This is a genomic window from Bacillus yunxiaonensis (genome assembly GCF_037104695.1).
Classification (GTDB): domain Bacteria; phylum Bacillota; class Bacilli; order Bacillales; family Bacillaceae_G; genus Bacillus_A; species Bacillus_A yunxiaonensis.
Genome location: NZ_JBAWSV010000001.1, coordinates 541,074 through 564,064 on the forward strand (window position 1 = coordinate 541,074; position 22,991 = coordinate 564,064).

Annotated in this window: 25 protein-coding genes; 5 read left to right on the forward strand and 20 right to left on the reverse strand. The window is 32.5% G+C overall.

Annotated features, from left to right (window positions below):
• Positions 1-24 precede the first annotated feature (24 nt).
• The 3 genes from WAX78_RS02700 to WAX78_RS02710 all read right to left on the reverse strand — a co-directional run bounded on the left by WAX78_RS02700 (position 25) and on the right by WAX78_RS02710 (position 1,295).
• The gene (locus WAX78_RS02700; RefSeq protein ID WP_336480752.1) at positions 25-390 is read right to left on the reverse strand and encodes a carboxymuconolactone decarboxylase family protein; all 366 of its coding nucleotides are present in this window, start codon (positions 388-390) and stop codon (positions 25-27) included.
• A gap of 156 nt (positions 391-546) precedes the next feature.
• Entirely contained in the window at positions 547-855 is a 309-nt protein-coding gene (locus WAX78_RS02705) for a YxcD family protein (RefSeq protein WP_336480753.1), read from the reverse strand.
• A complete protein-coding gene (locus WAX78_RS02710; RefSeq protein ID WP_336480754.1) occupies positions 843-1,295 on the reverse strand; it encodes a hypothetical protein in 453 nt (150 codons plus the stop codon). The genes WAX78_RS02705 and WAX78_RS02710 overlap by 13 nt, the downstream gene beginning before the upstream one ends.
• A 260-nt stretch (positions 1,296-1,555) precedes the next feature.
• On the opposite strand from WAX78_RS02710, the gene WAX78_RS02715 reads away from it, so the two are divergent.
• On the forward strand, positions 1,556-2,317 hold the full coding sequence (locus WAX78_RS02715; protein WP_336480755.1) for a DUF1836 domain-containing protein: 762 nt from the start codon (positions 1,556-1,558) through the stop codon (positions 2,315-2,317).
• A gap of 35 nt (positions 2,318-2,352) precedes the next feature.
• On the opposite strand, the gene WAX78_RS02720 is transcribed toward WAX78_RS02715, so the two are convergent.
• From WAX78_RS02720 to WAX78_RS02730, 3 genes are all read right to left on the reverse strand, one after another.
• Positions 2,353-2,904 (reverse strand): MFS transporter, encoded by a 552-nt coding sequence (locus WAX78_RS02720; RefSeq protein WP_336480756.1) that lies wholly within the window; start codon positions 2,902-2,904, stop codon positions 2,353-2,355.
• Positions 2,901-4,337, reverse strand: a complete 1,437-nt coding sequence (locus tag WAX78_RS02725; RefSeq protein ID WP_336480757.1) for an FAD-binding oxidoreductase — start codon at positions 4,335-4,337, stop codon at positions 2,901-2,903. Before WAX78_RS02725 ends, WAX78_RS02720 begins: the two co-directional genes overlap by 4 nt.
• Positions 4,338-4,708: 371 nt before the next feature.
• A complete protein-coding gene (locus tag WAX78_RS02730) occupies positions 4,709-5,311 on the reverse strand; it encodes a DJ-1/PfpI family protein (protein ID WP_336480758.1) in 603 nt (200 codons plus the stop codon).
• 232 nt (positions 5,312-5,543) lie between these two features.
• On the opposite strand from WAX78_RS02730, the gene WAX78_RS02735 reads away from it, so the two are divergent.
• Positions 5,544-6,110 (forward strand): hypothetical protein, encoded by a 567-nt coding sequence (locus WAX78_RS02735; protein WP_336480759.1) that lies wholly within the window; start codon positions 5,544-5,546, stop codon positions 6,108-6,110.
• 214 nt (positions 6,111-6,324) lie between these two features.
• Here the strand turns inward: WAX78_RS02735 and WAX78_RS02740 are convergent, their stop codons facing one another.
• Positions 6,325-7,308 (reverse strand): DNA-binding protein, encoded by a 984-nt coding sequence (locus tag WAX78_RS02740; RefSeq protein ID WP_336480760.1) that lies wholly within the window; start codon positions 7,306-7,308, stop codon positions 6,325-6,327.
• Between the two features lie 351 nt (positions 7,309-7,659).
• Between WAX78_RS02740 and WAX78_RS02745 the strand changes: the two genes are divergently transcribed.
• A complete protein-coding gene (locus WAX78_RS02745) occupies positions 7,660-8,820 on the forward strand; it encodes a tyrosine-type recombinase/integrase (RefSeq protein WP_336480761.1) in 1,161 nt (386 codons plus the stop codon).
• Positions 8,821-8,880: 60 nt separating this feature from the next.
• Here the strand turns inward: WAX78_RS02745 and WAX78_RS02750 are convergent, their stop codons facing one another.
• Positions 8,881-9,111 (reverse strand): hypothetical protein, encoded by a 231-nt coding sequence (locus WAX78_RS02750; RefSeq protein WP_336480762.1) that lies wholly within the window; start codon positions 9,109-9,111, stop codon positions 8,881-8,883.
• A 523-nt stretch (positions 9,112-9,634) separates the two neighbouring features.
• Entirely contained in the window at positions 9,635-10,492 is an 858-nt protein-coding gene (locus WAX78_RS02755; RefSeq protein ID WP_336480763.1) for a DegV family protein, read from the reverse strand.
• A gap of 426 nt (positions 10,493-10,918) precedes the next feature.
• Between WAX78_RS02755 and WAX78_RS02760 the strand changes: the two genes are divergently transcribed.
• Positions 10,919-11,239 (forward strand): hypothetical protein, encoded by a 321-nt coding sequence (locus tag WAX78_RS02760; protein WP_336480764.1) that lies wholly within the window; start codon positions 10,919-10,921, stop codon positions 11,237-11,239.
• Between the two features lie 75 nt (positions 11,240-11,314).
• Here WAX78_RS02760 and WAX78_RS02765 read toward each other — a convergent pair whose 3' ends face one another.
• From WAX78_RS02765 to WAX78_RS02785, 5 genes are all read right to left on the reverse strand, one after another.
• Complete coding sequence (locus WAX78_RS02765; RefSeq protein ID WP_336480765.1) at positions 11,315-12,847, reverse strand: MDR family MFS transporter; 1,533 nt, start codon at positions 12,845-12,847, stop codon at positions 11,315-11,317.
• 23 nt (positions 12,848-12,870) lie between these two features.
• Complete coding sequence (locus WAX78_RS02770) at positions 12,871-13,578, reverse strand: cytoplasmic protein (protein ID WP_336480766.1); 708 nt, start codon at positions 13,576-13,578, stop codon at positions 12,871-12,873.
• Between the two features lie 26 nt (positions 13,579-13,604).
• The gene (locus WAX78_RS02775; RefSeq protein ID WP_336481344.1) at positions 13,605-14,321 is read right to left on the reverse strand and encodes a polymer-forming cytoskeletal protein; all 717 of its coding nucleotides are present in this window, start codon (positions 14,319-14,321) and stop codon (positions 13,605-13,607) included.
• Positions 14,322-14,328: 7 nt separating this feature from the next.
• Positions 14,329-14,952 (reverse strand): YhbD family protein, encoded by a 624-nt coding sequence (locus WAX78_RS02780; protein WP_336480767.1) that lies wholly within the window; start codon positions 14,950-14,952, stop codon positions 14,329-14,331.
• A gap of 194 nt (positions 14,953-15,146) precedes the next feature.
• A complete protein-coding gene (locus WAX78_RS02785) occupies positions 15,147-16,961 on the reverse strand; it encodes an SgrR family transcriptional regulator (RefSeq protein WP_413789149.1) in 1,815 nt (604 codons plus the stop codon).
• A gap of 61 nt (positions 16,962-17,022) precedes the next feature.
• Between WAX78_RS02785 and WAX78_RS02790 the strand changes: the two genes are divergently transcribed.
• Positions 17,023-18,234, forward strand: a complete 1,212-nt coding sequence (locus WAX78_RS02790) for an MDR family MFS transporter (RefSeq protein ID WP_336480769.1) — start codon at positions 17,023-17,025, stop codon at positions 18,232-18,234.
• Between the two features lie 21 nt (positions 18,235-18,255).
• Here the strand turns inward: WAX78_RS02790 and WAX78_RS02795 are convergent, their stop codons facing one another.
• From WAX78_RS02795 to WAX78_RS02820, 6 genes are all read right to left on the reverse strand, one after another.
• On the reverse strand, positions 18,256-18,651 hold the full coding sequence (locus WAX78_RS02795) for a cytosolic protein (RefSeq protein ID WP_336480770.1): 396 nt from the start codon (positions 18,649-18,651) through the stop codon (positions 18,256-18,258).
• A 231-nt stretch (positions 18,652-18,882) separates the two neighbouring features.
• On the reverse strand, positions 18,883-19,131 hold the full coding sequence (locus WAX78_RS02800) for a GlsB/YeaQ/YmgE family stress response membrane protein (protein ID WP_336480771.1): 249 nt from the start codon (positions 19,129-19,131) through the stop codon (positions 18,883-18,885).
• Between the two features lie 122 nt (positions 19,132-19,253).
• A complete protein-coding gene (locus WAX78_RS02805; RefSeq protein ID WP_336480772.1) occupies positions 19,254-20,354 on the reverse strand; it encodes a DUF4179 domain-containing protein in 1,101 nt (366 codons plus the stop codon).
• Positions 20,351-20,917, reverse strand: coding sequence for a sigma-70 family RNA polymerase sigma factor (locus tag WAX78_RS02810; protein ID WP_336480773.1), 567 nt, complete (start codon positions 20,915-20,917; stop codon positions 20,351-20,353). The genes WAX78_RS02805 and WAX78_RS02810 overlap by 4 nt, the downstream gene beginning before the upstream one ends.
• A gap of 316 nt (positions 20,918-21,233) precedes the next feature.
• Positions 21,234-22,580 carry an FAD-binding oxidoreductase gene (locus WAX78_RS02815; protein ID WP_336480774.1) on the reverse strand — a complete coding sequence of 449 codons (1,347 nt, stop codon included), beginning with the start codon at positions 22,578-22,580 and terminating at the stop codon, positions 21,234-21,236.
• Between the two features lie 217 nt (positions 22,581-22,797).
• On the reverse strand, positions 22,798-22,983 hold the full coding sequence (locus tag WAX78_RS02820; protein WP_336480775.1) for a DUF3970 family protein: 186 nt from the start codon (positions 22,981-22,983) through the stop codon (positions 22,798-22,800).
• Between the last annotated feature and the right edge of the window lie 8 nt (positions 22,984-22,991).

Below are 22,991 nucleotides of genomic sequence, written 5' to 3' on the forward strand. Positions count from 1 at the left end.
CGTTCTGAAGGAGCTTTTTATCTTTCAATGCTTCGGTCGGTGCAATTCTTCCATGCATTCCTGCACAAGTGTAACAGCTTGGCTCATTGCAGCACCGCCAGCAAATGCTGCTGCGACACCGCACGCTTCTAGCACTTCCTTATCAGAGCATCCTTGATCAATACAACCTTTCGTATGATAAATTGTACAATATTCATCTTGCATAGCTAAACTAATGCCTAATGCGATTAACTGTTTTTCTCGTTTTGTTAAGGTTCCTTCTTGGAAGCAAGCTTGTGTAAAAGCGTTGTAAGTTTCAGCAATTTCTGGAATTTGCTGCGTAAACTTTCCTAATCCTTCTTTATAATGTTGTAATGATTGAGATGTTGAACCTTGTTGCTGAAAATCCATTATATTCCCTCCATTTTTTAATATGTACTACGACTTAGTATGTACGAGAAAAGTAATGGTATCCTAAATTATTATCATTTTATAATGCATATCTTTTCTTATAAGCATAAAAAATAGCTGCTGAGAATCGTTACATCTCAACAGCTATTTTTTATATTACTCATATGAATTATTTAAATTCGCCAAGGCGATAATACCTTCTTCATCATGTAATTCAAGCTGTAATCTTGCTGCGAATGGATTAATATGATATTCCATATCAAGCCATAGGCGAAGTGCCTCGATTAAATTTGCCTGAATTAAAATTTGCTGACGACCATTTACTTCTACTTCAGCTGAGAAACCATAATCGTCATCATACATCAGTTCCACAAGAACTTGTTCTGGAGCAACTTGACGTTTTTGTGCAATATATACACAGAGTGCATTAATCAACTCTTGTTCGGGAATTTTTATCGTTTCCATGCTGCTTCTTCCACCTGTTTCTTACGTTGATTTTTAAAGTATTTGAATGCGCGAACCGCTAACATTACAATACCAGCCATTACGAACATATTAACCATAAATGCTAATACAGAACCAAGAGCTCCCATGTTAGCAAATAAGCTACCCATTAATAAACCACCAATACCACCAAGTAAAAGACCTTTCATAAAGCTTCCTTTATTACTTTTTGGTGCTGTATTTGTTGCTTTTGTTTTTGAATCTGTCGTTTTATTTGCATTTACATTAGAATCTTTTTTCTTTAAATCCACTGTTGATTTTTGTGTTTGGCCTGAACTTGGAGTATAAGATTTTTTACCAGATTTGTAGGTTTTTGCATAAGCGCTATCCACTGAAATGAAACTACTAGCTGCGAAGACAAACATAAATGCAGTTAATATTGTAACGATTTTTTTTAACATATAATATTCATTCTCCTTCTACTATAAGTAATAATATCTATCCTTCTCTTAAAATATGAAAAAGATAGTTAAATCTTAAAGTTAATCGAAAGGTTCTTATGAACTTATTATATGAACTTTTAAAAGAATAATCAAGAGTTATTTCTTATAATTACTAAATTCTTCGACCGCAGAAAAAATCATGCGAATACAATTGACTTTATATAAAACAATACATAATATAAGTTCATAAGAACTTTTATATTATCGGAGGTGAAAAGATGGAAACATTTCATCTCACACGAAACGAAATGGCAATGCTCCTCCTGTCTCTTAGAGGATGGAATACAAAAAAACCTCTTGCAATTTTACAAGAGGCCTGGGCAAAGTCACATAAAGAAGATATTGAGAGCGGTCAAAGTTTTACAGCCCTTATTACAACAGCACTAGCACCTATTTTTGAGAAGCTTATTAAAGTTGAAGAAACGGATATTGGACTCTCTTTAAATGAAATTGTAGCTCTTGGGAATCAAATTGAAAATACTAACTTTTCTATTACGGCACTGCAAAATTGGGTGAAACGTGATATAAAAGAAATGATTGGTTCCCCGCAAAAAGGAAAAAAATATTCAATTGACCAAGCTGCCTTATTATTTATTGTAGAAGATTTAAAAACAGCACTCGATTTTGAATCCATTCGAAAGTTGTTAAAACTGATTGTGAATGATCCTGCAGATCGCACTGATGATTTAATTAATCCTGTTCAATTATATGTTTTTTACTCTTCTCTATTTGAAGAACTGAATCAACAAGGTTTGGCTCAATTCAATGCAACGAATACGATTCATACTATTGAACAAATCATTAAAGAAAAAGCTGATCAATTAGCAGCTAAAATTGAACATATAAACAAAGAACAACGCGAAGCAATTCGAAATGCAATTGTAATTGCAACATTATCTGTCCATACTGCTTATGTACAAAGATTAGCGAAGCGCTACTTATCAGCTACTTTGTTTTTACAACATTTAAATTTGAATTAAACTTTTATCAAGCCACATATAACCGAAAACAAATGTTAGTGGTTATGTGTGGTTTGATTATTTGTTCGCCAAATTATGATACCGCTTATCATATATAAAATTGAAGCGACATAAAAAATAGTTCCAATGGTTAAAAAATCAACTAAATATCCTGTTAGAATAATAGCGATTCCTGCTCCTAAGGATGTCCATACGTGATATTTTCCGATTTCATAACCAGCCTCTTGACGTTCTACCTTTCGTGCAAGCGATGTTTTTTCTGCATTTTTCTGAATAGCTCCCAAACACCCCATCATAATTTGTAAAATATAAACATGCCAGACTTCTGTAGCAATTGGAAAACATAGCATCAAAACGGCCATTGACCAAGAATATATGATTAAGAGCTTTCTATCACCAAATCGATCGGAGATTCTACCGATCAGAGGGTAAACAAGCGCTGATGTTAACGTAAATAAACCATATGCCCAGCCAAATTGTGAAAAACTGTTTCCTACATTTCTAAGTAGTAATACATAGAAAGGAAATACCATACTTCCTGCCATCATAATGAGACTTTGTGAAACTACAAATCTTGTATATGTCATTGACCATACTCCTTATAAAATAAATTAACAAACCGTTCTTGCGGGTCATACTCCCTTTTTTTTTGAAAGAATTCATTTATACGTAAGTAGGCATCTTGTAATTGCTGTTTTTCTGTATAAGGATAATATGGCAAATAATAGCTTCCATTATGTTGTAAAGTAACGTTTACTATTTTCTGTATCACTTTTTTCGTCTTTTGTATGTCTTCTTTAGAGCGTCCTTGATTGATAAGCAGTACAAGAGCAAACATATCCTCTTTCGCATATGACAAAACCGCGCTATCGTTTTTTTTCACATATCGAACAGTAATATTAAGAAGATTTAGTTCTTCCTGTTCTAATACCTTTCGCAAGTCATCTATATACGCAGAAAAGTGATCAATAGGAATAAAGTACTCTTGTAAAATTTCTGTATAATTAGGATTTTCATATTCCATGAATGCACTATCTGATCGCATTACATTATTACGAGTTTCATAAGATCCATTCGTACGTTCAAAATATTTTTTTTGGGTATTCCAAAACATCGTTTTTCCCCAGTCACTGTACCTAGATAATCCAAGAAAAAACTTTGGCAGGGCAACATTTGTTTCTTCTTTTAAAGTACTGTACCGCTCTCGCTTTTCTTGATTCGTAACGAAAACATAATTTGTCACATACATCTCACGTAAAAATGAATCTGGCGCGACAGAAATACGAGCTAAATGCATACGTACCCCTTGATCACCTTCAACATGTTCCTTGAAATAGGAAGCATATTGATCATACTCTAACATTTTCGTTCGTATTTGATACAGTTCATCTTCCGTTAACTTCAGCGTTACATCTAAGATGACTCCAAATAAACCATACCCCCCAATCACTAGAGAGAATAGTTCTGAATTTTCATTTCTACTTACATTTTTAATTGTGCCGTCTGCCATTAACAAACGAAATGAATCAACTGTATCTATAAGTGCATCATGCCGAATATCCCTTCCGTGCACATTTGCACTTAAAGAACCACCAATAGTGAAGATGTTTTGTGACTGCATAACTTGAATGGCAAGGCCGTATGGATTAATAATTTTTTGAATGTCATTCCACGTTGCACCGCTTTGCACTCTTATTCTTTTTTGTTTCGGATTGAACTCCAATATTTTATTATAATTTTTCATATCTAAAACAGTACCATTCGGATAATATGTATGGCCGCCTTGAGTATGCTGCATCCCTGCAATAGAGAGTTTTTCATTTGAAGTATTTGCATCTCGAACCAATTGTTGCAGTTTTTTTTCATCGCCAACACTCTCTATTCGTTTAACCTTTGCCGGAAGTAATCGTCCTGAATCTGTTATAACAGGATGAGTTAGTTGTTGCTTATACGTATGTACTGATACAGTTAGTAAGGTAATGTATATGGTTAAAGAAATTATTATTCTACCTTTTTTCAATTGATCCTCTCCTTTCAATAAAAGTGTAATATTACACTTTTATTGAAATTATATCATTTGTTTTTAGGTAAATAAAGTGAAACTTTAGTCAGTGGGGGTTTCTTCATCCCCACTGACTATTAGTTGAACCAATCGGGCTTTTACGGACAATTTATCTCCCACCTAACTTCTTTGCTGTCACCGAATTTTGAGGGGGGAGTATTACTGCCTGTTAATGCGGGATAAAGCGATATTTTCATTACTAGAGGTATCTTTTTTTGTTTTCTTTCATTCTTTTAGCCCACGAATAATGGGATAAATAAAAAATAGGTACTTTATAATAAAGTACCTATTTCCTCCAAATACTCATTTCTTTCTTTAGCTAATTAAAATTAGATTCTTCTCCATATCGTACCACTTTTTTCATACTCTAGTCTTTCTTCAACTGAATAAGCTACTTCAGGGCTTACAAAACGTTCAATAATCCATAGAGCTAAATCGATGCCGGAAGTTACTCCTCTTGCTGTAATAATATCATGATCATCAACAATTTTAGCACTTAACACTTCACAACCGTATGATTCCATTTCGTTTTTAGCAAGATGGTGCATAGTGGTTTTCCGTCCTGCTGTAATTCCTGAAACAGCCATTAACATTCCGCCCGTACAGACACCAGCGATAATAGCCCCCTGCTTATAAAATTTAGCGATAAATTCAGGTAATATACCTTTATCCGCTTCTATTCGTGCTCCCTTCTCCCCTCGATGGTTCCATCCGCCACCAGGTACGATTAAAATATCTGGACAATTGTCTTCACTAAGAAAATCATTCACTTCAACTGTTAAGCCATAAAACCCAGTCACCGTATTCAAATTTAATGTAACCATTTTCACATCGAAATTTGCTCCGAACTCATTCGCACGTTTTAATATCTCATATGGTCCTATAGCATCTAATTCGTCAAAGCCATCAAATAATACAATTTGAATATTCATTGTTTTCCCCCTAACTATGAGCATCTACACCATCCATATTAGATGAGTTGACAGAATAATAACATAATGTTTTCATTATCAATGTTTATAAAAAAATGTTATTTACTCTCTCACCGCAAAGATCTGTAACAACAGCGATTTATTATTTTTATCGAGCTCTCATACAGGATTTTAGTCAATCTATATCGAATTTCTAAAGGGTTTTATCTATGTTAAGGAGGAATTTATCGTAATGAACTATTTTTCTACAATTAGTGATTTAGTTTTTATAGACCGCAAGCACTTGTTTACAGAAACAGATATTATGCTGTATCATCCCGGTCATTTCCCAGAATTAAACGAACTCGTTGCAAAACATTGCTCTCAAGAAGTTGTAAAATACATTTTCATTCCTTCTATTTTTAATACGTTTCTACAAGCGAATGAATTTGAATATCATAGTGAAATATTAATTCAATTAGGTGTTCCTCATGAGAAAATCCAACCGATTACAGGAGATTTTTCTAATGTAGAAGGTGTAATAAAAAGTGCGTTTAACATGATTAATAATCAAAAAGTAACGAATGTATTACTCGCTGGAAAAAGTTTTTTCTGCCGAAGATTTTTATTACTTGCTTCACTATATGCTGCGGAAGATAAAATATTAGATGTTCTTCCACTGCAAGATCTGCGACAAATTAATCGCGATACTTGGCACACAAGTGAAAAAGGAAGACAAAGAATTACAAATGAAATTAAACAATATCACGAAATTATGGAAAGACACCCTTTGTTTCTTACTCAAAATTCTAACACATAAAATTATTATGTAAACTAAACGCAGGAAAACAAGGCCTAAATATATCCAAATGAATTTAAGGCTCCTGTCAATCTTTATATTGAGTTTTAAATATTATAGGTATAATACCATTATAACTTATATAAAACCCTCTAAAAAAGGAATCTGAAAGGTCGTTTTTTAGAGGGTTTGGATATTTTTGTATATTAAAAGACATATCTATATGATAAGTCTTTTAATATTTCATTGTATGCCGATCTAATTTTTCTCGAATTGCCGAAGTAATAAACTCCTCTATTGAAATTTTTTCTTCATTTACAATGTTTGAGATAGACTGATACTCAGATGAAGATAATACTATGCTTTTGGTAACACTATTGCTGTCTAAGTAAATACTATTATTTGGACGTTTTGCTATTTTTCCTTCTATTATATATGGCATAAGAGAATCGACCCACTCTTGCTGAAATTGCATAGGAACTTGAATGAGTGATTGACGAATTTCAACAATCCAGAAATTGTGTTCTTCTGAAATTCGAAGATTTCGTGGTGATACATATTGTAATAAGAAATCAATTCGCTGAAAAATATCACTGCGTAAGTTGTTTGTTTTCAAAAAACGAAACTTCACAAATTTTTGATGGTGGCTCCTCGGTTTGTCTGATAATTGATATGCAGGCAAAAAGCCAGCTTCTTTTGCCTGTTGCAATTTCATATCATTTCCAAATTCATCTGTAACTATAATGTCTCCCCTTTTAGGAATAGATGTAATACGAGAGATTGTATTTCCTTGTATAAATTTTTGAAATAAAACAACATTATATTTTCTAGAATATGTATAAAGAGCATTTACGTCATCTAATCTTTCAGCTAATTGTTTTATCTCTTCTTCTTGCACAAATTTTGTTTCTTTATTCCGATGTATTTGAATTGTATAGGATAATTCCCCTTCTTCAATCCATTTACATAATTGATACATACTAACATGAAATTGTTTACTTGCTTGGTTTAATGTGATTCCTTCTGTATGTAACTGCGATTGTAATACAGTAACCTCTTCTCTTCGAAACAAAAAACTTCCATCTAATCGCCATGTATCCTTATTAATTGGAGTTAATTTATTTTCTTTCATTAATTTTTTAAATGTAAAACTTGTAATGCTTAAATATTCTTTTACCTCATTTGTATCCATATATTGTTCGTATTTATGATCGTACATGTAAATAAATCCTTTCTATATAAAACTAAATAGAATTTATATCAAAATAGAATTTAAAAGAAAAACATAACATAATGTAAATTTATTATATCACATATAAATACGAAACTATAATTATATTATAAACACACGTAAGTTCTTTTCTTTTTAAAATTAACTTTTCTATTTTTTCAATTCGACTCATAATATATAAAATTCACAAATCAATTTTAAATCATAGAAAATGTGTGATTTTCTATACTTGAGAATTAATATTGTATTTTATAGAAATGCACTTTAAAATAAGTTATATATACACTTTATTTTTTTAAATTAATACTATATGCAAAATAAATAAGGATTTGATATAATATGAAATTTAATTTATTACCAATTTATAATCATAATTCGTTATTACGCAGTAAAAATAGTAAAGAAAAATTCGCAAATACTATTGCAATATGGAATGAAGATTTTTTAAAACAAGCTGAAGATCGAAAAGAGAAAAACGAGCGTGGACATACATATTCATATGAGGGATTTTCTGATGAAGAAATTTTATATTATTATTTGAATCGACAAACACATTTTGATAAAAACAAACGAGTAAAAGACACATCTCGTCTTCTCTATTCTAGAGATTTATCACAGTTTTATTTTTTTATTCGAGAACATATAGAATTTTTACAAATGGATGTGGAGAATTTCATTGAAGGTAAAGTGTGGATGAATTTAAGAAAACGACATATTCGTAATTATCAAAAGTGGCTTGCTGAAGACGCAATTTCTTATCAATCTAACGAAGCCTATAAACCAGCAACGATAAGTCGAAAACTACGAATTACTCGGTCCTTTTTAAAATGGTTATATGAAATTGAATTTATTAAAGAGCCTATATACATTGACATACTGAGTACAACAATAACGAAAAAACATAAACCAAGAAGAGAATTATCTTATGAAGAAGTAAAGCAATTACTGTCATATTATAAAAATAATCCTATCAATTATGCTCTGCTTTCAATATTAGCAACAACTGGACTACGTATTGCGGAGGTTGCACATGCGAAGTGGGAAGATTTAGAGTATGATACATTGCGTGATCGTTATTATTTATATGTAAATACGAAAGGTGATTCTGAACGAATTGTACCAATTAACAAAGCGGTATTTGAACGGATAATTGCTTTTCGAATCCGCCGCCGTTTGCCAACTGAGTTAGGTATTAATCATGGTGGCACCATTTTTCAAACAAAAAATCATACAGCATATAAAGAAAATTATTTATCTCAATATATCACCAAAATCATAAAAGAAACTAATTTATCATTTACAAAAAATGAAAAAATAACCCCTCATTTCTTTCGACATTTTTATGTTCAATATTTATATGATTATAAGCAATTACCACCGCATATTATTGCAGCAACTGTTGGTCATAAAGATGATCGAACAACGAAAGAAAATTATTTGAAGCAGCGATTAATGAAAGACCATGATGCAGGGAATTTAATTCATGAGGATGAGTTTTAACTACAAAACAGGAAGTGCATTTTTTGAGCTCTTCCTGTTTTGTAGTTTACAATAATCATTTTATATTAAACTATATCTATTTTGCTTACGCCCTTTTCCACTCTCCTTGATTATATAAGTTTTCATAACAAGTGTTGTTAAAGAATCTACTAATGTTTTATATGATAGATTTGATAAAACAAGTAAATCATTTGTATATAATATTCTATGTTTTTCTAATAGTAATAAAATGAGTCGTTCTGATGGTTTTAATGCCTCATCACTTTCGAGAATAAAATCAACATTTTTCATGAACATACACCCTTAAAATGAAATTTAAACGCCATTATATCAATATTTATTATGTTAAAATTATATAATAAATTCAATGTTTTGTCGTGAAAATTCTTTATAGTAGATACTATCTATTTTAATGAAATTCTACTCTTTTATTTGTAAATCAAATGAAACTTCATATTCACAATCATTAATTCTAATTATGTTCCCTTTTTCTTGAATGTGTTCATTTCTTTAATAAGTTGATTTCCTAAGCAGCGTTTTAATGTAGATTTTATTATTGGCTCGTTTATTTGTGCCTGCGCAAATATTTGTGGAAGATTAAAAATAAAGTGCAACTTCCATCAGTCGGGGGCTTACTGTCCATTAGTGCCGGATAAATAAAAACATCGCAGTATGCTCTATTAAAATTTTTTTCGATATTTTTTCATTCTCATATAATAGTTTACAAGTTTTAAAATAAACATGTAAGCATTTGGTAATAATGGTTTTCGAAATAAAAATAAAAATGCCTCTTATTTTAAGAGACATTTTCTTTTTACACTTCATTTAAGAAAAATATAGCTAATGTTCCCGGACCAGCATGAGCTCCAACAGCTGCACCAATCGAATTTACTACAAACACTTTACATCCAAATTTTTCAGTAATCATTTCTGTTAGTATGTTTACACTTTCTAAATCATCACCGTGTGAAATTCCAATTGTTTGATTTTTAAGATCTTTCCCTCTTGTTTCCATAATATCTACTATACGCTGAAATACTTTCTTCCGGCCACGTATCTTTTCAAGTGGAATAAGTTTTCCATCTTCTACATTTAAAATAGGCTTAATATTTAACAAGCCACCTATAAATCCTGCCACTTTGCTTACTCGTCCACCGCGAACTAAATATTGTAAGTCTGCAACAGTAAATATGTGTTCCATATGTTTCGTCATGAAAGCAATACGGTTTAAAATTTCTTCCTTTGTTGCTCCATCTTTTGCCATCTTTGCAGCCTCTAATACTACAAGTCCTTGGCCGGTTGACGCACATTTTGTATCAATAATGTCTAATGAAAAATTAGGATACGTTTCTTTTACTTCTTCTCCTACAAGAACAGAAGATTGATACGTACCAGAAAGTTCAGAAGAAAAAGCTAAATAAATGCATGTTACATCGTGTTTTGCGTATGTAGTGAATACTTCTTGGATTGTTTCTAAAGAAGGTAATGATGTTTTATATACTTTCCCTTCTCTCATATTTCGAAGTAAGTCGATAGGATCTAACGTTACCCCATCAAGAAATTCATTCTCTTGCTCATCATATACACGAAGCGGAATCATCTCTATATCATAAGTTTGTAGTAATTCTTTTGATAAATCTGCCGCACTATCTGTAATGATTTTTATTGTCATTATTCGTTAAACCTCAATTCTTTTATAAATATACAAAAATACGATTAGTCCCATTTAAATTATATATGCATTGCATGGATTAAGAAAGCGAAAAATCTTATATAAAACATTTCTGTTATATTGTATTCATAAAGAAAAACAGCAATGAATTTTTTCTAATATAAAGTAAAACTTCCATCAGTGGGGGGGTTCTTCATCCCCACCTGATGGTTAGTTGAACCAATCGGGCTCTTACGGGCAGTTATCACCCACCTATCTTCTTTGCTTTCCTCTGAATCTTGAGGTGAGAGTCTTACTGCCCGTTAGTGCGGGGTAAATAAAAAAATGTTTTTTCATTTATAGCCATAATTACTATTTCATGTTTTTCATGAAAACCGTTATAATAATATATAGCCTCTTAGATTAAGAAATAAAGGAGAATAAAATATGTCTAAAATTAAAGTATATCAACCAAAAGAAGAACATGTAGATGCAGTAAAGAATATAATTGATGTTGAGGAATTAAACCCAACAGCTACTGATTTACAAAATTTATATGCATGTGTATTAGAAACTGAAGATATGTCTTTGCCTGAATCCTACATTGAAGAAGATATTTTAATCGACTCTGTTGAAGGTATGGTAAATGCTTCAACAAGTAAAATTAAAAACTTAGGCACGTACGATGTAATTGAAGTACATAACAAAGGTAAAAAACTGCAGATCTTATTACTTGCAGATGAAGAATACGAAATTATCGAAGAATAATTTCAGTTTGTTAGTTGTAAGTCATTAAAATAAAAAGACTCTCTTCATATTATTTATGAAGAGAGTCTTTTTTCGTTAATTTGCACTTACATTCTTTACTTCCTTCTTTGTATTACGAATGACCATCTTCTCATTTCCCATTAAGAATATAAATAGAAATGCTAAACCAGCTGGAACTAATGCCCACATGAATGTATGAACAATTGAGGAGGATAGTGCATCAATGACCTTATCTAATATTGGCTTTGGAATTTGAGTACGTGCAGCTTCTGATAAAATTGCCCTTGAATCATGAAAGGAACCATTCTTCAGTATTCCTTCTACATTAGAAAAAGCTTTTTCTAATTGATTTTGAAAATCGTTTCTTTGAATCATCCCCAAAATTGTAACCCCCAATGTCATGCCTAATGAACGAATAAAGTTACTTGTTGATGTGGCTGATCCACGTTGATTCATTCCAAAATTATGAATAGCTGCCATACTTAAAACAGAAAATGAAAAACCGACTCCAAAACCGATTATTATCATATAAATAGTTAACAATACACGACTCGTCTCAGGGGTTAAACTACTTAATAGTATAAGTCCACTTATCATAATAACTGCAGATATAATCATAATATTGCGATAGCTCATCTTTGAAGTTAAAAATCCCCCAACCTGTGCTGTCACTACTGATCCAAACATCATTGGTAATAATAATAATCCAGAATTTGTAGCAGTTCCTCCGTACACTCCTTGAATAAAGATGGGAATATACACCGTAGCGGACATGAAAGCTGCTCCGTATAATAGTGCAACGATTGTACTACCTGCAAAAAGTCTATTTTTGAACATATTAAAGGAAATAATTGGTTCATCTACTTTTGTTTCTACATACAAAAATACGATACTTAAAATAGTAAAGCCTGCAAATAAACTTAAAATAAAATGAGAATCCCAATCATATTTTTGTCCACCAAGCTCTAGAGCAAACATTAAGCATACAACTGCCCCAATAAGAGTAATTGCTCCAAGCCAATCAATTTTTTGTTTTTGATGAACCGGTGATTCTTTATAAAACAATACAATAAGAATGAGAGATAAAATACCAAGTGGTAAATTAATATAGAATACCCAGTGCCAGCTAATATAATCTGTGATATATGCTCCTAATAGTGGTCCGAAAATACTAGATAATCCAAATACAGCTCCAAACAATCCACCCATTTTCCCACGTTTTTCTGGAGGGAAAATGTCAAAAATAATTGTAAAGGCGATCGGTACGAGAGCTCCACCGCCAATCCCTTGAATCGCACGATAAATTCCTAATTGTACAATGCTGTCAGCTGTACCACACAATGCCGACCCTACCATAAATACTATTAAACCAAAAATAAAAAAACGTTTCCGTCCATACATATCAGATAATTTACCGAATATTGGCATACCTGCCATCTCTGCTACCATGTAAGCAGAGACGACCCAAACGAAATTTTCAAGTCCGCCCAGATCACCAACAATTGTTCCCATCGCTGTTACAACGATTGTATTATCCATCGAAGCCATTAATATACTAAATAACAAACCAGCAACGACAAAACCAAGCTTACTACCTTTAGCGACCATATTATAGTCCTTCCTCTATATGATTATATTTGTTTATATTCTTTCACAAGTGATTGAGCTGCATTTTTATAACTTTCATGATATTCTACTACACTAATTTCACATCCTGGACCAATCGTAACATTGTTACCTCGAACAACATCAGCTTTTGTGTATTCAAGATAAATTTCATCACCTTCAATTACACGAGTTTTAAGAAATCCTCCATGTTTTGAGAAAGGAAAGAAAGATGATTTTTTTCGAACTGTAATCTTCTCGCCTCCTATTTCTTCTACATTGCTGTGCTCGTATCTTAGAACAATATTAATTTTTCCAGCATTTAGCATCCCTATAATCGTACAGGCCCCATTTAGATTAAAATTCTCTGCCTCTAAGTTTCCTTTCACATTCATTCCACCGGCTACATCAATTTCTTCACCTGTAAAATTCTCACCAATATCAAACGTTCCTCTCACTTTTGTGCGTGTAACAGCTGCCATACCGCCAACTTCAAGAGTACCGTAAACTTTTACATTTTCTGAATGCAAATCTTTACGAACTTTTGTTTCACCAAACACAGTTACTTGGCGTGTCTTTATATTCCCTTGAATCTCACTCGTTCCATACGTTTTAAAAACATCACAATCAATATCATCTAAAATTGTTCCTTCTCCGCGAATCTTGACGTTATTGTAGACACCACCTGACGAATTACCTGAGCCATTTAAACTGAGATTATATTGTTCTTTCATGTAATCATCCTCTTCCTATTAAAAATTTAAATTTTTCTGCTTTCATTTACTTTGGCATTTTTATCGATATTACAAACTCCAGTGTATTCAACAAGATTTATTTCACAATCTGGTCCAATCGTAACATTGTTACCTCGAATGGTATGAGTGTTTGTATGTTCAATGTTGATGTTATCGCCCTCTATAAGCTCTGCTTCCAAGCGAGGAGAAAACATTGTTTTGAAAAGCCAATTTAAGCCTGATTTCTTATATCTTATGTTAATCGTTTGACCGCCTATTTCTTTTGCCTTACATTCTCCATGAATATCAATTTGAATTTCATCTGCACTCAATAATCCACCCACGATGAATTGTCCTTCTGATGTGAATGTATCTACCTCACAATTACCATCAATAATAGCTTTACCACGAATGTTTATATCCTCGCCTGATATATTTCCAGCAACTGTCCCTTTACCTGAAATTTTCATTTTCTTTACAGTTGCGTCCTCATATATACTACCGCTTCCTTCAATACTCATATGTTGAGCATCTATTTTTCCATTTATCTTTCCTGAACCACTTATTTTTATTTTTTCAGCCTTCAAATCTCCATTTATATGACCAGCGCCATTACATTCAAAATCAATGCATTCTAAATCCCCATTTACAATTCCTCTTCCGTTTAATTGGACGTTACGAAACTGCCCTCCGTTCGCTGTTCCATAGCCATTAATTAATAAATCATTTGTTTTCACTACTATCCCTCCATCATAACAACTTCGTTTTTAATTCTTCTGTACAATTCATTAAAGATAAACGAATCACAATTTTAGTACCCTGATCAAAATAAATATCCTCTACGCTCGAAAATAAGAAACATGTTGAAACACCTAATTTTCGAATAAAAATAAGTTCGCCATTTTTATTTTTCATCGTTTCATAGTGTTCATTTAACACATGTAACACCATTTTTCCTTCTTCAAGGCTAACCTCTCCAGACTGAAGAATTTTTTCTAAAATATAAACGAAAAGAATTTTTGAAAAACGAAATTCAGCTATTTCTTGATGTTGCTCTATAAAAAAACGTACAACTGGCTCTGAAGCAATCCCGCGTTGTATAATCCCTTCCTTACTTAAACTAATCTCAGTCACATTGGGTGAAAACATGTTTGCTAAATCATCAAGAGACAAATTCTCTTTCATCGTCTGAATTTTTTCGATTCTATCTAAAATTTTTTCTTTAGGAAAAAATGTCTCTTGGCCAGTAAATGTTGATTTTCGCACAAACCAATCTTCTGGTATTAAATTTTTTCTTTTCCACCTATAAAGCTGACCATAAGAGATTCCCGTAAGATCTAACAAATCTTTTTTCGAAATTAAGTCCTGATTCAAAGTTTTGCTCTCCCTTCTTTTTATTCAATGTAACATAACATTGTTACGCTGTAAAGGCGCATTATTCCATCTTTATGAAAAATAGAATAAAAATCAGCGCTATGCTTAGTACAGTTTTATCTAATCTATCTAAAAACCCATCATTTCATCGTATGACGCTCGAAGAAATGATGGGTTATGAGCACTTTGTTTCACTACCTTGTTACGTTATGTAAATATTTAAACCATATATGATAAAAATTAATCCAGCCCTGGGAGTTAATTGCTACATTTTGTATGCCCTCATGTGTATGTATCGTCATATAATTTCGATACAAAGGAATTATATGAATACACTCTAGCAGCTCTTCTTCCGTTTCCCCTAACAATTGCATACGCACACTCCGATTTTGTTCCTTAAATACATGTTTCAACTTCTCATTTAAATTGAAAGAGCTATGCTGATGGAGAAAACTATTTGTCGTTAGCAGTAAATATAGATAACTTAATTCAGCGTGTTCACTTATTGTAGCACTATCATGAATCAGATCAGCTTCTTGTATTGTTCGAAGTGTAAGAAGTTCATGTACATCTAAAAAAGATAGTTCTATCTTAATTCCATACTTGGCACATTCCCTTTGAACCCAATGTGAATCCTCAACATGATCTTGATCTTGGAAGGTATATAAATATAATGTTTCTCCTCTATACCCACTTATTTCTAATAGCTCTTTAATTGAACTTTCTTTCTTTATTTCAATTGTTTTTCCTAATAACAGATTCGTTGCTACTTCTCCACGTTCACCTTTTAAATCGTTTAATATTTGCATGCCGTTGATGATTTGTTTTAAAGCTTGCCGAAAGGTTACATTTTGCATTGGACCTTGCTTTTTTGTATTGAGTGTAATGTATGTTACGTTCGCTTCTAATTGAGACGTTTCTTTTTGAACGCCCTTTCTATCATGGTGTAAAGAACCTAATAATACTTCATAACCGCTATAACTACTTATATCTTGGGAATACCAAAGTTCAATACGATCAAGAAATGGGCGCTCGCGAAAATACAATGGATTTACTTCTAAAATAAGTAATGCATCATCATTTTTAACAAGTTTGAATGGACCTGTTCCATTTAATATGTATTGCTCATTCTCCTTCTCCTGTGATTCAGGAATAATAGAACAATGTTCCCCGCCTAAAATATGTAAAAATAATTCATTTTCTGTTTGTAAATGTATTTCAATTGTATATTCATCTACAATATGTATTTTTTCAATATCTTGTAGCATCCAGCGATAAGGATTGTCTTTTGTACTTAAAAAACGTTTGAACGTATACTTGACATCATTTGCAGTAAACGGTTTTTGATTATGAAAATAAACGCCTTTTCGAAGATAAAATGTCCATATTTTATGTGTATGATTGTATTCCCAATAAAAAGCGAGACGTGGTTCTATTTCATTTGTCATTTCATTGTAATGAACGAGTGTATCACAGACATGCTTAACAATATGACATTCAGATCGAAGCGTAACATACATAGGATCAAGACATATAATTGGGCTTATGCGCATGTTTAATCGTAAAACATCGATTCTTCCTTTAGGTGACTGTTCAATATGATATCCAAAAAGTGTGTCAATCCATGTTTGAAATTGTTCTAATATGCACGGGAAATACTCTTCATATGTTTGAATAAAGGTTTTTCCGCTTTTAATTTCACCTTGTTTTACAAGTTCTTTTCCTTTTTCATAAATAAGCAATGCGGGATCTTGTAAAAAAGCGATTTTAGATCGATTTCCTCTTCCCCGTCCTGGTAACCAACTAATCCATTGTATTTCTTCTAGTTTTTTTATTGTGAATTTGCTATTTCGATCAGTACAATATAATGTTTTCGAGATGTCTTGCAGCGATATTTCTATCTTTTCACCAAGTTCTTTCCCCTTTGCATACTGAAGCCAAAGCTGTATGTAATGATCCAAAATTACCATACATATCCCCCTAAAAGATGAAAAATTTCTTTGCTTCATTCTACTCTTTTTCCTCTTTCCTTTCCATTATAAAATTTCCATATAGAAAGGAGAGAATGAAATGATGATATTGACAAAACGTTATAGCAAACCTATATGGATTCGGTTAGTTGGAGAACTGCTAACGAGTATAACAGGAGCAATGCTCGCACTTATTTTTATCATATATGTGAACAAAGCCTTAAACGGAAACGCCTTGTTTACCATGTTGCTTTTTGGATTACAACCGCTTAGTGAAATTCTATTTACACTTTTTGGTGGTAGTATTACAGATCGCTTTGGCAGAAAAGTAATTATTTTAATTGGATTACTCTTACAGGCATGTGCTATGACTGGTTTTATTTTCGCGGAATCTGTTATACCATTCGCTCTCTTCTACATTATGAATGGTCTTGGACGTTCTCTTTATATTCCTGCGCAACGAGCACAAATTGCTGATGTAACAGAGAAAGAAAAGCAAGCTGAAGTATTTGCTCTCATTCAAACAGTTGGAGCCGTCGGAGCGATCATTGGTCCAGCGATTGGTTATCTATTCTACAAAGATGATCCGACCATTCTTTTTATTTTAGAAGCCGCTGCTTTATTTCTCTATTCTGTTCTTGTATGGACACAGCTCCCAGAGACTGCTCCACTTCTACAACATGATGAACAAAAAACTACACCTACGAAATGGAAGCATTTTCTCTCACAACATTATTGCGTGTTTGGACTTATGGTTTTTATGCTGCCTATTAGTTTTTTCTACGCACAAATGGAAACGAACTATCGTCTTTATGCTGAAAAGGAATTATTTACTAATTTTATGTTTGTTTTTACCTTTATGGCTACATGTAAAGGAATTATGGAAATCGTTTTGCAAGTAGGAGTCGTAAAATGGGCGGAGAAATTTTCTATGCAAAAAATTATTGTTATTTCTTATATTTGCTATACGATTGCAGCGATTGGTTATGGCTACTCCAATACATTATGGTTACTATTTTTCACATTACTAATTTTAACAATTGGAGAAAGTATAGCGTTAAATCATCTGTTGCGTTTTGTTTCAGAATTAGCACCGGAACATATGCGAGGAATTTATTTCTCTATTTACGGTACGCATTGGGATGTTTCACGAATGCTTGGTCCGGCGGCTGGAGCGTTATTATTACAACATTTTAGCGGGAGTTTCTTATTTAATATTTGCGCCGTATTTCTTATTATTGGGGGCATCAGCCAATATTTCTTTATAAATTATATTCTTAAACAAGACAAAACAAAAAGGCTGTCCGCATAAGGAACAGCCTTTCTTATGTAATTAAGCTTCAATCTCTTTTCCATCTTCAACAATATGGTACAGCAAGTGAGCTAAGTGATGAATTGGACCATATTCTTCCTCTTCTTCATCTGTTTCACCTTGGAATTCAAGATCATTTAAATATAGTGCTACAAATTGATAAAATAGCTTTAAATCGAAACCGTAGCAAGCGATAGGTTCCTCTTGATCACCTTCATATTGAAGCATTAAATACTGCTCATTACCTTCTGTATCTTCTGCATCAAAGAATACAAAAAAGCCAACATTTGTATCTAAATCAAACAGATGACGAGTTCCGCCTTCTGTTGCTTTATTAAAGTCATCTTCATTTAACTTATAAACAGTCGTTGTTTTTGCATTGTCTTCTTGATGAAAATTAACTGTAAATTTTTTCATGTTGACACCTCCAAATGGTATGTTCCTAGCATAACAGATTTATTAACATAACACAAAATAAAGTGAAACTTCCATAAGTAGACGGTTTTCCTACTTATGGTTAGTTGAACCAATCGGGCGCATGCCAGCAATTATCTCGCTATCTTCTTCGCTTTTCTCTGAATCTTGAGATGGGGCTAATGCGGGATTAACAAAAAAGGACTGCCTACGAAAGTAGACAATCCTTTTGTTTTATTTTTTCATCAAGCGGAGCAAAAAGCTAGCGATAAAGATAAGTATAAGAGCACCAATTAAAGCTGGTACAATGTAAAAGCCACCAATAACTGGCCCGAATTTTCCAAATATAGCTGTACCAATCCAAGAGCCGATGATGCCGGCGATTATATTACCAATAATACCACCAGGAATATCTTTTCCAATAAGTAAGCCAGCAAACCACCCTAAAATGCCGCCAACAATTAATGACCATATGAATGACATAACGTTATTTCCTCCTTATAACTAAACATAGTTATATATGATACAAATACGAAATTACTTATCATTCATTAGTTTTACTACATTATTATGGAACTATGCATGAAAATATGTATATAAAATTTTCATTCCGTTAAATCAATAACAATATCTTCTAAAACAAAATTCTTCTCTCCTCCAGATTTTTCTGGTACTTGAATTTTCTTTTCTTTTCCTCCTGTCATTTCTACTCCGCCGTGATTATTAGGAGTATGGATTCGTAAGTTAACATGAGGAGTTATGATTAGTTTTGTTGCACTTTTATCAAGCTTTTGGAAAGTTTTACTCCAGCTTATATTAAATGGATCTGTACCTTTTCCCCCGTTTCCTTCACCCGAATATCGATTTCCTAAGTTATCTTTAATTTCTAACTCCACATCCACATCATCCCATTTTTTTCTAACGTCCTTAGAAACCTCTTGGTTGTAGTAAACAATGAATGACATCGGTGTTATTGCTAATTTCTCCATATTTACTTGTACACCATCTTTTTCTACACTACCAATAATCGATTTTTCCTTACTATTTATTGCTTTTAAAGTAAAAGCAAAATTCCAGTTTCCTTTTATCTCTTTCTTCTGATTTGGAATTGTTATACTTTCTACATTCCATCTTACATTTATAGAATCTTTTTTGCTTTCATTATGATGAGTAGCTGTTACCAAGCCTACATACTTCTTTTCAGCAACTTTTGAAATTCGAGCGCTGCCTGTCATCCCATCTGTCCCCATTATGTCTAAACTATCCAATAAAATAGGATCATCACCTAAATCTTTCTCACTTTCTATAGAATATGTTAATGATACTGTTTTCCCATCAAAAATCGCATCATTGATAGTAACTTTAATGCCTTTATTTTCTTTTGTCATATTCATTTCAGTAGAAAACTCTTTATAACGATCATATAGACCTGTTCTCCCATTATCTAAAAATCGAAAAACATCACCTATTATAGGTAAACTCCCTGCATAAGTAGGAAACGCTAATCCGAAAGTTGTAGCTGATAAACCAACAATAACTGTAGCTGCAGCGATTTTCATTTTCCAACTTTTTGTATTTTCCTTCTCATGTATGGATTGTTTTAAAGCACGTTTCACTTTCGCCTTTTCAAATTCATTTACTTCCATTTCCTCAAATTCTGTTTCATCTATATTTATATCATTTAATAACTCATAAATATCCTTCATACTACACTACCTCCAAAGTTAAGATTTGTAGCATTTCTATGTAGCTTCTTTTTACCTCGATAAATCCGATTATCTATAGCCGCTCTAGTTAAACCAAATTTTTCTGCTATATCTTCCGTCTTCAAACCTAGAAGAAACTTCATAATAAAAATCTCTCGATCAACAGGCTCCAACTGATTAATTAACTTTATAAGTTCATTTCGATTTTCTATTAAAATTAATTCATCTTCTACTGATTTTTCTGCATTCAAATCCATGTAATTTTGAGGAAGTTCTACATTTGTAACACTTTTTCTATAATAATCAATTGCTTTAAACTTAGCGATGGCACAAATCCATTTCTTAAAATCCGCTTGATCTCCATGGAACTTTTTTGAATTGTTCCATATGGACAGAAAAATATCATTTACACATTCTTCTATGACACCTTTATTTTCAAGCGGGGCAAGGATTTTATAAGTGATCCCTTTTATTAATGGCAAATACGTATCGACTATAAATTCGAGTGCGTCTTCTTTTTGTCGCTGTAATCGCCGAATAAAATTCGTATCATTAGACTTCATGCAACAACTCTCCTTATGTTTTTATAAAAGCTTTTACACTTTATATAACGTATAAAAAAAGATTTTCTCTCACGATTACTGTAAATTTTTTCATTTTCTGGATATGTAAAACTCTTAACTTAGCAACTGGAGGCAAAAAAGAAATATCATAAGAATATTATTTATTATTGTTACTCTTTTTTTAATTGGAAAAAATATTTTAGATTACATACATCTTATCTAATTTATTCAAAGCAAAAGTCGCTATTTCTTTTAAATGGAAATGGCGACTTATTCATGGGTTTATAAAATTAAGATATTGATTTGTGTACATTCTTTACATTACTCCTTGCGGAAACGAGAATACATTTAGCGGATCATATTTCTCTTTCACTTTTCGTAATTTCTTTGCATTTTTGCCATAGTAAGCTTCTTCATAATTTTCCAAACCACTATAAGGGAAATTCACAAATGATCCTTCTGTTATTGATTCTATATATTTAAAACTCTGTTCCATCCATTTAGTATTATCTTTTGCAAATTTTGCATCCTCCCATATAGTTTGAATCCCCATTATATACTCGGCATCTCGATAATAAAATGCTGTTGCTTCTTTAGGCACCTCTTTTACTTTTCCACCAAATGCATATAGACTTACTGCTGCAAAAATACTTCCTGCTGCTCTCTCTTGAATGAGGTCAACAATAGCATTGATTTCTTGTTCATCATACTCCTGATACACAAATCTTCCTGTAGATTTAAACATCTCTGATTCTGGATAAGATGATTGTGCCTTTGTAATAGCTTCAAAAAATGTTATATATTCTAAACTCATTCTTACGCCATCTATGTTGATTAACATTTGTAAAATTTCTTCTGCTTCTTCTGGCTTACCATAAAATATTCCTCCACCATAAATCGCTCTTTCCTCAGTTTCTGAATTATATATACTGGCACCAAGCGTCATTCTGTTATCTAAATTAATTGTCCACTCTTGCCATTTATTCAGAAATTCTCTGTGTGTTTCTAATAAAGCATCTGGCCAATATATTTCAACTAAAGTCACTTTATCTACTTTTGCTGGGAGTTTAAATGTCATGGATACAACAACACCAAAGTTCCCGCCACCAGCTCCGCAGCATGCCCAAAATAAATCTTTATGAGACTTTTCGTTTGCAATAATCAATCTCCCTGTATAATCTATTAATTCCAATTCTAGTAAACTATCACATCCAAGTCCAAGGTATCTGCTCGAATATCCCCATCCGCCTCCTAATGTGTACCCACTTACCCCTACAGTCGGACAAGTCCCCCCAGGAAATGGATACCCTTTCGCAGAAATAAAATCATAGACTTGCTTATTCTTTACTCCGCCTTGCACTTTTAACGTATGCTTATTCTCATTCAATTGCATGCGATTCAATCTACTTATATCAATAACAAGAACACGATTCCCAATAGAATATCCTTCATAATGATGTCCACCTGATCGAATCCGGATTTCTATGCAATTTTTTCTTGCCCAAATAATCGCATTACTCACATCCCATTTTGTATAACAATATACAATAACTAAAGGGAATTTTTGATTTGCTTGATTCCACTCTTGTCTAGCTTCTTCATATTCTCGATCATATCTTGTAATTACTTCACCTGTTAACCCTTGGTAACTCATTTCAGGCATGATAAACATCCTTTACCTATTCCAAATAGAAGTTGTTTTCTTTTCAAAATAATATATGTCTTTTATCCATTCTGTGTTCGTCATATCTACACATGATCATGTTGCATTTAGGTTCTCATCGGCTATTCATCAAGTTAATAAGTTATAAGTATCGTTTTTCTTTCTTTTGCAAAATAAAATAACCAACCCTACATAGGCTTGGTTATTTTGTAATTTATTATTTTGTTTGTTCTTTTTGCTTATATGTTAAATATGCTAAAACACTTTTACTATTTGTATATTTTGGGTTATTTCCTTTCCTTGGTTCACGAGAATGCGTTTTTTCATATCCCGGTACCTCCGGCATATCTTTTAAAAATTGCATAACCTCAGCTTCTGTTCCTTCAATACGTACACGAATCATTGTTTTTG